Genomic DNA, 15,269 nt, shown 5'->3' with positions numbered 1-15,269 from the left:
TGCTGTCGGTCAGCGTGGAGGAAAGAGGAACCGGAGAGCGTCGGGGAGGCGCTCTGCCCATGCTCCCTCGTTGTGGATCGCCCCTTCGCCGATGACGAGGACTCGGTTTTCGCTGGAGATCCCCTTCGCGCCGAGAAGCGAGTAGAGGTCTCGGGCGCATTGCACGTATGCGGCGTTGCGGGTGGCATCCGATGGATCGCGCCCGACTTCGTGTGTGCCGACAGCGACGAAGGCACGCTCAGGAAAGTTGCTCCGTTCCTCGAAGTAGCGAAGCAGGAGCCGGTCCTTCGCGAGCATCGCGGGGCTCTCGAGGAGGGCCGCGCCGAAGAGATCGGGGAGTTCCGTGGCGGCGTACAGAGAGATGACGGCTCCGAGCGAAGATCCTCCGATCACACGGTTCTGTTTGCCTGGGCGAACGCGGACGACACGCTCGACACGAGGGATGACCTCGTGTGCGAGCCACTCGACGTGGGCCTTGCCTCGGGCGGGGAGTCCGTCGTACACCTCGATCGGGACATACTCCTCGATGCGGCGCATGCCGACGCTTGGGATGCCGACGATGATGAGGGGCTCGATCTTTCCTTCGGCGATCAGGCGAGTCGCGGTTTCGTCGGCCATCCACTCGCCGGGAACGTGCGGGAGCTTCTCGAAGATGTTCTGCCCGTCGTGCATGTAGAGGATGGGATAACGGCGTGCGGCGTTCTCAGGGTCGTCATAGCCCGGCGGGAGCCAGATCAGGAGGTCTCTGCGGACCGGGATCGGGCCTCCGGCGACCTCGATCCTTCGGAGCGTGCCGCCCGCGATATCGATGGCTCTGTAGGGATCGGTACGAAGCCGGACGTCGACATCCGGCGGAGGATCACGGAACTGTTCGACGGTGATCTCGATGACGGGGCGCTCGCCGGGACGTAGAGAGGCAGCGTCGATCAGCGGGAGCTCGCGGTTCGGGATGTCCTCCATCGAGCCCGTCACCTCGACGGTCTCCCACGAACCGAGCGTGACCTTGAAGGCCAGCCGCGACCCGTCCGGAGATGGAGGGAGTTCGATCTGCCACTTGCTGTCGGATCGCGGCGTGAGGCGCCGATTCGGATCGCCGGGGTTCCATCCGTTATGGTTGGAGCCGATGTGCAGCGGACGCGATTCGCTTGCCTTGCCTGATTTGTCGGTGACGACGAGCATGAAGCCCGTGGGGAGCAACTCGGGCTCCTTCATGACCTTGGGTTGTGATTGTCCGGATGGGCGGCCGGGCGCGAGCGTCGATTGCATCGCGGCTTTGAGCTGCGCGGACCATGATGGATCAAAGGGCACGCCTTCGCTCTCTGGTCGCTCGATCCCCGTCGGGACGAAGGGGACTCCGAAGGACTCGGGGTCGGATTCTGAGGCGAACGTGGCCAGGGTGCCCGCGATGCCTGCTCCGACGATCATGCCGGGTTGTGTGTTGACGCCGATGGCGCGCCGCACCCTGGGAAGGGCGTTGCGTGCGAGATCGCGGATGAGCGCGGGGCCGTATGCGTCGAGTCCGTATTCGGCATGCCGCTCTGACGGAGAGATAGGGCCGGGAACCGAGATGATGATGGGCGCAATGATCTTGCCCGAATCTGAGAGTGTGGTCGCGGACTCGTCGGCGTTCCACTCTCCGCCCAGTGCGGGCACGAACTCGAACGCGGCCTGTCCGTCGAGCATCCACACGATCGGATGGGTACGCCCGATGTTGGCCGGGTCGCTGTGACCGGGCGGGAGCCAGACAAGGAGATCGCGGTTGCGCCCGAGGATCACGGCTTCGATGCGGCGCACGTCGCCCGTGACCTCAAGCTCGCGATAGGGAGCAACTCGGTTGAGATCTGGCTCGGGCGGGCGTCGGTCTTTCCAGTTCTCGATGATGAGTTCGATGACAGGCGGCTCGCCGGGGCGGATACTCGCAGGGGAGAGGCGAGGGAGCAGGCGGTTCTCGATCTCCTGGAGCTGGGCATCGACTTCGACCGTGTCCCAAGAGCCACGTGTGAACTTGAAGTTGAGACGAGAATCCAGAGCGGGCTTGGAACGGACGATCTGCCACTTGCCGTCCGAACGGCGTGTCAAGGCCTGGGTGGGATCGTTGGGGTTCCAACCGTTGTGATTCGAAGCGAGCAGGATCGGGGACTCGGTGGAGGCGTGCCCCGTTCTGTCGGTCACCAGCAGAACGAAGCCCTGATCGAGCGATTCGGGTTGGACGAGTTCATCCTGTGCGTGCGCGTGTTGCAGCGCGGACGCGAGCAGCAGGGAGATCAGCCATGCGAGCGAGAGGTGTGTGCGTGTCATGCTGGATCCGTTCGGGCGCGGAGGATGGGAGCGATGGTGCGTGTGCTCAGAGCGGACGGCGTTCACTGACCAGGGAATCGGGCCTGTGTGAGATCGACGCTGACGGTCTGGCCGTCGGTTGAGATCGCGGCGGCTTCGCGCCCGTCGTCGAGCATGACCCGGACGACGAGGTTCCGATTCGGACGGCTCATCGAGCCACGGGTGCCTGCGATCTCTACAGAGACCTTGTCGCCGACACGTGTTGCGGTGTAGGTCGTTCGAAGGTACTCGCCGTTTCGGTACGCGTACCCCTCGCCGGCGTCTTCATACAGCGTGCCCGTGGCCTTTCCGGCCGCATCGAGCGACACATAGAGCGTGAGCGGATCGAGCGGACGCTCGTCGACGTATTGCTCGATCGGTCCGACGGGAAGGATGGCGCCCGGGCGGACGTAGAGATCGGGCAGGTCGGCATCGGTCGCGCCATCGTGGAGGTTGAGGGGACGCCAGTTGCCGCGGGGCATCACGGGCATGCGGTCGCCGAGCGGTGTGACCTTCGCGACGACGAGCAGATCGGATCCGAGCAGGAACGAGTCATCTTCTGATCGGAGCGCGGGGTCGGCAGGATCGGCGAAGAAGGTCGGCCGCGCGACAGGCATGCCGTTGCGTGATGATTCCTCGAAGACGGTGTACAGGAAGGGGATGAGGCGATACCGACGTTCAAGAGCCATGCGGCTCGATCGTTCGACGTTCTCGTCGTATGCCCATGGCTCTTTGTCGCGGTTGCCCTTGCCGGTGTGCCCTCGAGAGAAGGGGAGGAGCGAGCCGATGCCCATCCAGCGGGCAAACTGCTGGCCGTCGCCGTTGCCGATGAAGCCGCCGATGTCGGGGCCGCTGAAGGGTTGTCCCGAGAGGCCGAGGTTGAGGATCATGGGGATGGAGTTCTCGAGGTCGTACCACTCCGCGGCGTTGTCGCCGGTCCAGGTCGCCGCGTAGCGGTGCCCGCCGATGTAGTTGGCACGGGTGAGAACAAAGGGGCGTTTGTCGGGATTCGCGGCCTCGATCCCCTGCTTGGTGCCGAGCGTCATCAGCATGCCGTAGACGTTGTGGTAGCGGGCGTGGGGGCCTTCGGAGAGGGGCCCTCCACCCCTGTGGACGTTGTCTTCGGGCATTGTCTTGGTGGGTACGTTGAAAATGGCGGGCTCGTTCATGTCGTTCCAGACACCGTCGATGCCTGTTGCCATGAAGTCTTTGTAGAGCCCGGCCCACCATTGCATGGTCTCGGGGCGTGTGTAGTCGGGGAAGACGCACTGGCCGGGCCAGACCTCGCCGAGATAGACCGAGCCGTCGGCCTTCTTCACCCAGTGATCGCCCGCGGTGCCGGAGTCGTAGACGCTGTAGCCGGGTTCGGCCTTCACGCCCGGATCGATCATCCAGATCGTGCGGTAACCCATGGCGTGGAGATCGCTGTTGGTTCGTGCGGGGTCGGGGAAGTGGGAGGAGTCAAAGGTGAAGACGCGGTAGCCGTGCATGTAGTCGATATCGAACCAGATGACATCGCACGGGATCGACCGCGAGCGGAAGCCCTCAGCGATCTCTTTGACGCGGGACTCGGGGTAGTACGAATAGCGGCACTGGTGGTAGCCGAGCGCCCAGAGGGGGGGCAATTCGATGGTGCCGATATGAGCCGCGAGTTGGATCATGACCTCGTGCGGCGTGCGGCCCTCCATGACGATCAGTGGGTACTCGGGGCCGTCGGCCGCGAACGTGATGGCGTTCGTCAGATCGATCTCGCAGCGCCATGTGGTGTCGGCGAGCACGCCGAAGGCCGAGCCGTCTTCTCGGACGGCGAGGACCCACGGATGAGACTGGTAGAGTGACTTGGTCTCTTCGCGATAGCCGTACGCGTCGGTGTTCCACGCCTCAACCACGCGCCCGTTTCGGAGGAGCGGGCCCGCATTCTCGCCGGTGCCGTAGAGACTCGTGCCGGGAGAGATCGCGATGCTCGCGACTTGACGCCCTCTGGCATCCTTGCTGAACGCCGGCTTCGCGGTGCCGTGATTAGCGATCGGCTGGCGTTGCTCTCTCAGCGCGGGGTCGGTGAAGGACATGGATGGGAGAGCGTTCTTTGCGGCTGCTTCTGATGCATCCCAACGGGTCGCGCCGGTCGGCAGCATCGCTGAAACCTGAGCGAGTGCGTGCGGGGCGAGTGTTGCCAGCGCGGCAGCGGCAAGGCATGCGGGGAGAGACCTGCGATGAAGGTGGCGTGGCAGAGGCATGTGCTGGAGTCTCCGATCGTCTGCGGTTGGTGATATGGGACGTGAGTCGAACTGATGGCATGGTGGTCTTGAGACCCGGAGGGTAGCAAGAAACGTGTTGGGCGTGGGTGACGCATGCCAAACGAGCACCTTGATCGGGTATGCATGGCTACGGGCGGCTTTCTGCCAAGATTCCCGTGAAAAGTGGTGCGTGGTGGGTTCCATCACGGGAGGTGAGTCGTCATAATCCCGATAGCCCAGACCCTCCGTGCAGGTGGGGTGGCTGTATTCGTTGGAGTTGACATGATGCCAAACGCCGACCGTATCAAGTGTGTGTCAATCCGGCCTGTCTTTGCGCTGGCTGTCGCTGCGGCGTGTGGCCTCGCATGTGCCGCCGATGATCGTCCCGTGATGCTGCACTGGTTCGAGCAGCCGTGGCGGGATCTCGAGCGTCGTGTCCCCGATTTCTTCAAGGCGGGGTACGGATCGGTGTGGCTGCCCCCTCCGGGGAAGGGCGCGAGCACGAACAGCGTCGGCTATGACGTGTTCGATCGGTTTGATCTCGGCAGGCCCGGAGCGCAGACCGCTTACGGAACCGAGAGCATGTTCCAGGTGATGGTGCGCGAACTGCAGCGAGCCAATGCCGAGGTCTATGTCGATTCGATCCTGAACCACAACTCGGGGCGGCAGACGAGCGCGTCCTTCCAGGCGGCGGGGGGGTGGCCGGGGTTCTGGATGGCGCCAGCGACGCCGCCGGTGAACAAGCAGGCGAACAGCGCGTGGGGCGATTTCCACAACAACCCCGGGAGCGCGACGTTCTATCTGCAATCTGAGAATCCTGGGGGCGCGTGGTACGACACGATTCTCGGCGACCTTGTCGCGCTCGTCGACATTGCGCAGGAGTCCAATCACTCGTTCATTCGGCATCCGGTCGAGCCGGGAAACCCGCTGAACATCCCGGCCGGCACGGTGCACAACAAGCCCGATCCGAACAACGCACGGTTCTATCCGGACCAGTCGCTGACGCCGATGACGTTCACGAATCCGGCGTTCCAAGGGCAGCCCGCGCAGAACTTCACGCTCTACCCGTACAACACCTCGGAGCCGCTCGCCGGAGACCCGTACCCGGAGAACGCCACCGGGCTCTTGATGCGTTACACGCAGTGGATGCTCGACGTTCAGGGCATCGATGGTTTCCGGCTCGACGCGGCGAAGCATGCCCCGTCCTGGTTCTGGATCCAGTACTTCGATGCCGCGGTGCACAACCGGCGCACCACACCGGACGGGCGCAAGGTCACGGCGTTCTCTTTCGGCGAGAACACGGCGGGCAACAGCTTTGTGTTCGACAACTACGTGAGGAAGCCGAACGGGCGGAATCCGCCGCGTCCCGGAGACTCGTTCGGGAACCGCGACGCGCTCGATCTCTCGGGCGCGGGTTCGTTGCGCGACCTGATCAACGCTTCGGGTTTCGGCAACTGGGGGAACGTGCTCTCGGCGCACATTGACACTGCGGACGATGGCTTTAACAACGGCACGGTGGGCGTGAACCATGTCTTCAGCCACGACAACGGCACGGTCGATGGCCCCGGGTCGCTGCCCGCGCTCCCGACGCTCAGGCAGCAGGGGCTCTTCGCGCACGCGTATGTGATCAATCGGCCCGGTATCCCGATTGTGTACTACAACGCACGAGGCGTCACACGCCCCACCGGGTCGTTCTTCCCCGACGAGGGCACGCCGATCGCGCTCGGCTATGACCCATCGAGCGGCACGATGTCGGACCTGATGACAAGACTGGTGCAGGCCCGCAACTTCGCCGGCCGTGGCCAGTTCTTCCCTCTCAACGCGAACATCAGCGATGTGCTGATCTATGAGCTGAGCTCGCCCCGATTCGCCGGAGCGTCGTATCCGGGCGGGTATGCCGCGAACATGCTCGTCGGAACCAGCGACAGCTACGCGTCGGGCAGCGCGGTGGGCAACGTGACGACGACGTTCCCCGCGGGAACGCGCCTGCAGGAGATCACCGGCAACGCCGCGAGCGCGAGTGTCGATCCGAGCGGCATCATTCCCGAGACGATCGTTGTGGGTTCCGGGGGTGTGGTGAGCATCCGTGTGCCGCACAACGTGAGCAGCGCGGGGGAGCACAACCGCGGGTACGTGATCTACGTGCCGACGCTCCCTACGGGCGTGCTTGAGTTGACACCTACCGCGAGCACGATCCCGGCGGATGCGCCGAGCACGCCTGTGCAGCGTCGCCGCCTGACGTCGGTCCCCGTGATCACGGCCGACCAGTTCACGATCCGGCTGACGACAAGCAAGACGGATCCGCTCGACACGAACTTCGACGACAACGCCCTCTTCAGGATCGATGCCGGCTATTTCGACGCGAACGGCAACGGCTCTGTCGACTTCGATCACACGACGGGTGTGGTCGCGGGATTCGAGCAGTTCCTTACCGTGAATCAGCCCCTGTTCGGCTCTGCGGCTGCCAACGGCCTGTATGAGCAGTCCATCGACGCGACGGCCCTCGCAGAGGGGATGCACTATCTCGCGGTGCGAGCGTTCCGCAAGCGGAATGCCGATGAGGCACCGTTGTTCCGTGAGTTCCGCGAGGTCTTCTATGTCGATCGCGAGCCGCCGGCGATTGAGTTCATCGATCCGCCCGCGATGCTGACGACGACCAGCCACGAGTTCCGAGTGCGGGCTCTCGACCGCACGACCAACTTCGTGTACATGCTCCTGAATGTGCCGAGCGGCACGGATCCCTTGACGCTGATCGGCCTGCCGAATCTCGCGAGCCGCCACGACAGACTTGAGCACCGCAGGACGGTTGGCGTGTTCAACACGCACGGCTTCCACACGGTGACGGCTGTCGCGACGGAAGAATCCGGGAACGCGCGGGTGCTGACCCACACTTTCTTCCTTGATAGGTGTGCCGCGGACTACAACAAGGACGGCATCTCTGACATCGCCGACTTCCTCGATTTCTTTGATGACTTCGGCCAGTGCGAGGGTCAGGCCATGCCGTGCGGCAACTACGGCAATCCCGACTTCTCGGGTGATGGCTTCATCGACATCCAGGACTTCCTCGACTTCTTCGACGCCTTCGGACAGGGTTGCACCTGAGCGAGGCGATCGAGTCTCGCGGACGACGTGAGAGATGAACGCGAAGGCCATGCGCCTTCGCGTTCTTCTTTACTTTGCCGTATGCAGAGGAGGCACGCCCTCGAACGTGATCTTCACGGGCTTGATGAGACCCTCGGCATCGAACTCCATGCGATCGATGCACACTACGCGGTGGTCACGATCGGTCTCGCCCAGCGGCCGTCGGTGGTAGACGATGTAGTACTCGTTGCTGCCCGGGACATGGATCACGCTGTGGTGCCCCGCGCCGGTTGCCACTTCGGGATCCTGCTGCAGAATCTTGCCGATGCGGTGGAACGGCCCGAGGGGTGAGTCTGCGATCGCGTACGCGACCGAATAATCGGGCCCTGTCCAGCCACCCTCCGACCACATGAAGTAGTACCTGCCATCGCGGACGAACATGAAGGGACCTTCGACGTAGCCCTCGGGGGTGACTTCGCGGAATGTCGTTCCGTCATCGAAGGGGACGAGCGACTTGAAGTCCGGCGCAAGCCGCGTGACATTGCAACGCCTCCACCCACCGTAGAACATGTAGTGCTGGCCGTCGGCGTCTCTGAACACAAACTGGTCGATCGGCTGTGCACAGTTATGGAAACGATCGACCAGCGGCTTCCCGATGTGATCCTGATATGGACCTTCGGGTCGATCGGAAACAGCGACGCCGATGCCGCCCAGTTCGTTGTCGCTCTGGATGTCGTTCGCGCTGAAGAAGAGGTAGTAACGTCCCTCGTGCTCGACCGTGGCCGGAGCCCACATGGCGCGGCGTGCCCAAGACACGCTCGCCCGTTCGAGCACCCTCTCGTGCTTCCACCAGGTGCGCAGGTCGGTCGATGAGAAGGCGTCGAAGTGGAGTTGGTTGTCGTATCGTGCGGAGTACGTCGGGAAGATCCAGTAGCGGACGCTTCCATCGGGATCGCGGAAGATCGCGGCCTCCGGGTCGGCGTACCACCCGGGAAAGACCGGGTTGCCATAGCCCGCGTCCGGTGGTTCAGCGAGATTCGCGTACACGCTGTAGGCGGGGTTGACAAGCGATGCCGCGAGAATGGTTCCCGCAGCGGCCATACGGACCGATCGGAGGGCGTGTGTGTATCTCGTCATGGCACGTCTCGTGCCATGTGCGACTCTTCAGCGACGACCGCTTCTTGCTCCGTGTTCTCTCTCATGGAAGCGAGCGCGGCTTTCAGGGTGCCGCGGTTTCGCTTGACGCTGTTCGTGGCCTTCTCGGTATCGGTCTGCGCCGCGGGCATCGGCAGTTCGCCGTGGGCGCCGACCTGATCGAAACGGACCTTGACGCGTGTAGAGACGCCTCGCTCCTGCATGGTCACGCCGTATAACTGGTCCGCGGCCTGCATGGTCTTCTTGTTGTGCGTGATCACGATGAAGCGTGAGCGATCCGTAAACTGGCGGATCATCGCACAATAGCGAGCGACGTTGCCCTCGTCCAGCGCTGCATCGACCTCGTCCAGAACGCAGAAGCACGACGGCTTCGAGCGGAAGATCGACATGAGCAGGGCGACTGCGGTCAAGGTCTTCTCGCCGCCCGAGAGCTGGTCGATGGTGCGGGGCTCTTTGCCCGGCGGCTTCGCGACGACCTCGATGCCGCTCTCCAAGAGGTCGATCTCGTCGGTGACAACCTTCTCGCCGTTGATCTCCTTGATCAGCGGCATCAATCGCACCTCGGCGCGGCCTCCGCCGAAGAGACGCCGGAACATGCCGTCCTGGCTGCCGAAGTGCTCCTGGATCGCGCCGAAGATCGCGCCGAACTGCTCCTTGCTGACGAGATTGAGTCGCTCGATGAGCTCGGAGAGGCGTTGGGACGCGAGATCAAGGTCGGCCACCTGGCGGACGAGGTTCTCGTTCTGGCCTTCGAGTTGAGTCTCTTCATCGATGGCGTCGAGGTTGACGTTGCCGAGCTTCTTGATCTCCTGGCGAAGGATCTCGATCGCTGTGATCGACTCGGGCTGATCGATGCGACGAACATCGCCCTCGGACATCATCTGGCGGTACTCGGGATACTCGCGCCCGAGATCGATAGCGAGATCTTCCTGCGTGCGATCCTCGAGGTTCTCCCGTTTCACTTCGAGCTCGCGGCGGCTGATCTCCAGCGAGTTCCAGTCACGCTCAAAGACACCGAGTCTCTGGCGGGCCTCGGCCAGTTCCCCGGCGTACTCCTGAACCGTCGCGTTGACGCGAGTGATCAACTCGTTGGCTGCGTCGGCTTCCTTCCTCATGGAGATCGCGTGTGCAGCGGACTCGGCGATCTGGCGGTCGGCCTCGGCGATCGACTGCTCGTGCTCGCCGATCCTGGAACGCGCCTGCTCAAGATGCTGAACGAGATTCCTGTGCTGACGCTCGGCGTTGTCACGTTCGAGCGAGAGGCGGCTGACCTCCCGGCGGGCCGAACCCAGCTGCTCCGAGAGCCGACCGGCATCCACCTTCGCCGATGTCAGCTGTTCAGACGAGGCATCCGCGCTGAGACGCACTCGTGCGGCCTCGCGCTCGGCGGCCTCGGCGGCCTCGGTCTGTTCGGTGTGCAGACGCGCGAGTGCCTCGGCTTTCGCGCTGAGCTCGTCCATCTCCTGCCTGGCCCGGGCGTCGCGTGCTCGGATCTGGGTGATCTCTTCTTCGAGCGACTTCCGCTCACGTGCGAGGCGTTCGGCGTCTGCGTTCAGACGCTCGAACCTCGCGCGATCGGCGACGAGTTGGCGGGATTCATTGGCGTGCGAGGCCGCGAGCTCGTTCCGACGAGCGGTGTGTGCCGCGACCTCGGCGTCGAGCCCGTGCAGGGACGCGCGTTCGGCATCGAGTTCGACCGCCACTGACGCGGCTTGCGCCTCGATGGCCGCGAGCTCGGTCTGGCGTTGGAGGAGCCCCTCGGCGACGGCCGCGACAGGTCCCGCAGTGATCCGCCCGTCGGGCTCGACGATCGTTCCGTCGAGCGTGACGAATCGAACGGTCGGCACGGACGAGAAGGGGCCGGTCGCCAGCAGCATCGCGGCGTCGATCGATGGAACGAGGTACGTCGTTGCGAGCAGGCGATCGAGCAGATTCCCGATCATCGGGATCTCTCTCGATGGCGCGATCACATCACGGAGGCGTGTGACCCTGGGCTCGAGCGAAGCCAGATCGGGCAGCGCGGGCTCGGGCACCGGCAGTGCGCTCAGGGGCAGGAATGTCACCCGACCCCGCAGAGAAGCGAGTTCATCAGGGGATGGAGCCGCGACGACAGACTCGATCACAAGCCCCTGGAGGAGTTGCCCGAGGGCGGCCTCGACGGCCGCGGCATGAGCGACATCCGTTTCAATGAGTTCGGCCAGTGGAGCGATGACAGAGGCGAATCCGAGCCCGTTCGATTTGCGTTCCAGCACATCCTTCACGGCGTCCGCGAATCCCTCGCGGGAATCGACCATCTCGCGGAGTGTTGCTCTGCGGCCATCGAGGCGCAGCGATCGTTGTTCGAGCTCGGAGACGCGCGTGGCCAGATCGCGTCGATCCGCAGAGAGGGCCTGTGCCGCCTGATCCTGCGCCTTGAGTGCGGACTCGATCTCGGCGACGCGAGTCGCGCGCGACTCGGCGGCTCGTGAGACATCCAGGGAAGCCGAGGCGACCGAGGCGTGCTCCGTGTCCGCTGCCCCGGCCTTCGATTCGAGCCGATTCAACTGCTCCGCGAGCGATTCGATCCGCTTGCCCTCGGCCTGGAGGTGCGCGAGAAGGGAGGAGCGTTCACGATCGATGCTGGACGCAGCCGCCCGCTTCTGGGCGACATCACGTTGCAGATCGCCGAGCGATTCGAGCACGGCGGCCCGTGTCTCTGCGGCCCGTGCGAGAGCACGCTCGGCCTCGGCCAGACGCTCTGAGAGTGCCGCGACCGCCTCAGACTGCTCGGCGACGGCTCGCCCGAGCGATTCGAGGTGCTGGTCCACTTCCACGATTCGCTGTGCGTCCGTGTCGGCTTGGCGCCGGGCATCGTCGAGCGCACGCGCAGTCATCTGGCGACGTTGCAGCGCGGAGTTGTGGGCGTGCTCAGTCGCGAGCAGTTCTTCCTGGATCTGCTTGTGGGCGTTCATCGCCTCGTGGCGGGCGATCTCCGCCTCCTGCTTGGCGGCCTCGGCCTGCTGCACGGAATCCATCGCGGCGTTGCGCTGCACGTCGAGGTCGGCAAGCCGGGATGTCAGCCCGTCGAGACGCTGGCGAAGATCGTCGTACACGTCGAAGGCGACCGCGAGTCGCAGCGCGTTGAACTCCGCATCGAGTTCCTTGAATCGGCGTGCCTTCGTTGCCTGACCACGGACAAGGCGCAGCCGCCGCTCGGTCGATTCGAGTTGCTCGCGCGTCAGGGCGAGGTTCGCCTGGGCTCGATCGAGTTTGCGCTGCGATTCGATGCGGCGCTGCTTGTACTTGGCGATGCCCGCTGCTTCTTCGAAGATCGTTCGGCGTTCCTGGGGCGAGGCAAGCAGCATGGCATCGACCTTGCCCTGCTCGATGATCGAGTACGCGTCCGCGCCGACGCCCGTGTCGAGAAACAGGTCGCGGATGTCGCGGAGCCGGGCCCGCTTGCTGTTGATCAGGTACTCGGAGCCGCCGTCGCGATAGAGCCGCCGTTCGACCTCGACAATGTCGGAGTCGATGGGGAGGATGCGCCGACGCATCGCGATCGGGGTCGTCTGGACATGCTGGGGATCATCGTCGTCGTCGGCGTTGCCTGCAAGATCGAGTTCAACCAGCTCGGCCTCGGGATTGATGACCGGGTTGTCGAACGTGAGCGAGACGCTCGCGAGGCCCGAGGGCTTCCGCCCGGCGGAGCCGGCGAAGATGACGTCGAGCATCTCTTTGCCGCGCAGAGACTTGCTCGAACGTTCGCCGAGCACCCACTTGACGGCGTCCACGACGTTGGACTTGCCGCAGCCGTTGGGGCCGACGATGCCAGTGATGGACTGGTCGAAGGTGAACTCGGTGCGGTCCGCGAAGGACTTGAAACCGGAAACGGTGAGTTTCACAAGGCGCATCAGGCCGCAACCTCCGTGCTGCTGACGCGAGTTGGGAGGCCGTCGGCGACGCCTCGCCGCACGGCTGACAGCGGTCCGGGTTCCACCCGGCCATCCGCCCAGCCCAGATCGCGCCCGGGCGTTCACCCGGGTCTGGTTAGGATCGGTCAGAGCATACCAATTCGATCACGGATGTCGAGTCACAGGGTGAGAGAGGGGCTTACTTCGGCCTGGCAGGGGTTGTCTGGATGGGAATTGGCCTGGGCGCGGGTGCCGGGCCGGACGGGGCGCTGTCGACCGGTCTGGTCTGGGGTGCCTCGAAGAAGACGGTCTCTGAGGCGTCGGAGGCGGTCTCTGGACGTTCCTCAACCAGGGCTCTCTGGTTGGCATCCAGCAACTGAGCCATGAGTTTGTCGCGTTCAGTGGCGAAGGCCGTGTTGATGGCACCGGCGGTCTGCAGGCCGTACAACGCGCCGACGATCTCTGAGTACGTCAGATCGAGGCCGGGCCGGGGGTCCTGAGGGGAGGGGCGACGCCCGAAGAACTCGATGAGTTCGGGGAGTTCGGTCGGCACGGTCGTCTGCACCACTCGGGTCGAGCGATAGTCCTGGTAATAGATCCGGGGATCGCTCGCGGGGGAGTCCTTCACAAGCATCAGGCGATCGGACCAGATCGACGCGAACGCCCCCTCCGTCACGACCGGGCCATCGCCGAAGACAACGACACGCGGCGCACGCTGCTGCGTCACATACACAAGGGGTTCGCCCCCTCGCACGCGGTCGAGAGCGAACTTCTCGCCAATCACGCGCCGTTCGACGCCGTGGATGGTCGTGCCCGAGAGCACGCGAGAGACTGTGGGCTCGAATGTCCCGGCGTCCGTCACGACCTTCAGCGAGGGGTTCCGCTCGGTGACTCTTGCGAGCTGGACACGCTCGGCACGGGCCGCGAGCGTCTCGTACGCCGCGACACGCACCGTGAGATCACGCTCTGAGAGGAGCCCTCGCAGGGCGAGTTCAAGGGTCGGGCCGCCCTGGACGGTCTTCAGGAGGCCGATCGCCTCGATGCGGATCGGCGTGGGGCCGGTGTTCGCGAGGCGAAGCAGGGGCTCAACCACCCTCGGATCGCCGAGCCACGCGCCCACGTTCAGTGCGGCCATTCTGGGCACGATATCCGGCTCGTCGTAGAGCTCACGCACGAACGGGAGCGATCGCTCGCCTATGGCGCGCAGACACCACATCATGGCCTCGGCCATCGCCGGCTCGTTCTTCATGACGCGGACGTAGCTCTGTGCGAAGGCGTCGAGGTTCGCCTGATCGATCGGAAGGTGCGCGATCAATTCAAGGAAGTCGGCCGGGCGTTCCGCGTACTGAGGAGGGACGGAGAGCGCGATCGAACCGGCGGAGCGGCCCCGCGCGGTCTGGCCGTGCGATCCCGGGGGGAATCGAGAGTTGATCGCCGCGACGATCGATCTCGCCCGCGAGCCCGACTCATTGTCGAGCTGGAGCTCGAGCTTCAGCGGGCTGTCAACGAATCCGCCATCAAGCACACGCCCGACGGCCTGTCCCACGCCGGTGGTCGCTGAGCCGGGATCGACGAAGGGATTGACAAAGACAGGGCCTCGTGCCGAAGCGAGTTTCTGGGTTCGGTAGCCGCCGATCACCGTCGGGTCGCCGATGCGCATGTCCGTGGTCCAGAGCATGCCGCCCTCGAGCGACGTCGCGTTCAATGCCCGGAGATACACATCGAACGTCGCGCCCTTCGGAGAACCGGGCGGGATCGCGGCATACACAGTCACGACCGCCGTGTTCGGATCGGCCAGCAGTTCGCGGGGCGACATGCCCGCGACGTTCGTGCCTGCGGTCGTGTTTCCGCCCTGGCTGATCCCGCGCAATCCAAGCTCACGCTCCATCGTGGCCGCGACGCCCGAGTCGAGCGCAAGCCCTCCCGTCCCGTTCAGGCCGACGACGAGCCCAAGCCCCGAGACAACCACGGGCTGCACGCCGTTGATGGTGACCTCAGAGCCGATGGTGCCTCGCAACGAGGCCGGAACGTTGCGAACGACCGGCGCAACGGTTCTCGCACGAGGCGGCTCCTTTTTCGAGCCGCCACACCCGCCGAGCGGCAAGACGGACGCCGCGAGAAGGGCGAGGGTGGCAAACAAGAGACTGAACCGAGCAAGCTGCGGCATGCAAAGCTCCGGGCAGGGGGACATGGAAAGCGTGAACTTTACGGGAGTTGCGGGCGAGACGTTCCGCCTGCTCGCAAGATGGGGGGTATGGACCCCAAGACGAGGAATCCGGACGAATCGCAAAGCTATCCACAATCTGAGGCCCTCGGCGACCACGCAAAGATGGGTGGCTGAACCCATTCTTGATGAAATCGTAGGGTCGGACACCGAACATCCGAATCGCGTAAGTCCAAAGATGAGCGTCATTTGTGCGCAAGTGACAGGATATTCAGGAAAGTCCTACCGGATTTTGTGGTCTGACCCCATTGCCAGCACGATCTGTAGTGGTATCCTGAGCCCCCGCTGAGTTCTGGCGGGATGACCAGACCGGCAGGGAAAGCCAGGAACAACGCCCATCGGGGACGTTTGTCGGTGTCTGCATTC

The 15,269-nt window shown here is 64.4% G+C and carries 6 protein-coding genes; 1 reads left to right on the top strand and 5 read right to left on the bottom strand.

Annotated elements, in window-relative coordinates; all coding sequences use genetic code 11:
• Positions 1-9: 9 nt before the first annotated feature.
• Complete coding sequence (locus tag KF838_05790) at positions 10-2,298, bottom strand: hypothetical protein (GenBank protein ID QYK49362.1); 2,289 nt, start codon at positions 2,296-2,298, stop codon at positions 10-12.
• Positions 2,299-2,360: 62 nt separating this feature from the next.
• Positions 2,361-4,553, bottom strand: a complete 2,193-nt coding sequence (locus KF838_05785) for a DUF5110 domain-containing protein (GenBank protein QYK49361.1) — start codon at positions 4,551-4,553, stop codon at positions 2,361-2,363.
• Positions 4,554-4,835: 282 nt separating this feature from the next.
• On the opposite strand from KF838_05785, the gene KF838_05780 reads away from it, so the two are divergent.
• Positions 4,836-7,655: a hypothetical protein gene (locus KF838_05780; protein QYK49360.1), complete on the top strand. Its 2,820-nt coding sequence runs from the start codon at positions 4,836-4,838 to the stop codon at positions 7,653-7,655.
• 69 nt (positions 7,656-7,724) lie between these two features.
• On the opposite strand, the gene KF838_05775 is transcribed toward KF838_05780, so the two are convergent.
• From KF838_05775 to KF838_05765, 3 genes are all read right to left on the bottom strand, one after another.
• Complete coding sequence (locus KF838_05775) at positions 7,725-8,771, bottom strand: glycoside hydrolase family 43 protein (protein ID QYK49359.1); 1,047 nt, start codon at positions 8,769-8,771, stop codon at positions 7,725-7,727.
• Entirely contained in the window at positions 8,768-12,679 is a 3,912-nt protein-coding gene (gene smc / locus KF838_05770) for a chromosome segregation protein SMC (protein QYK49358.1), read from the bottom strand. The genes KF838_05775 and smc overlap by 4 nt, the downstream gene beginning before the upstream one ends.
• Positions 12,680-12,878: 199 nt before the next feature.
• Positions 12,879-14,846, bottom strand: a complete 1,968-nt coding sequence (locus KF838_05765) for a flagellar basal body P-ring protein FlgI (GenBank protein QYK49357.1) — start codon at positions 14,844-14,846, stop codon at positions 12,879-12,881.
• Between the last annotated feature and the right edge of the window lie 423 nt (positions 14,847-15,269).

The sequence above is a fragment of the Phycisphaeraceae bacterium genome (genome assembly GCA_019454185.1).
GTDB lineage: Bacteria > Planctomycetota > Phycisphaerae > Phycisphaerales > UBA1924 > JAHBWV01.
Note: the sequence above shows the minus strand (reverse complement) of the source record. Positions and strands in the feature narration are given on the sequence as shown.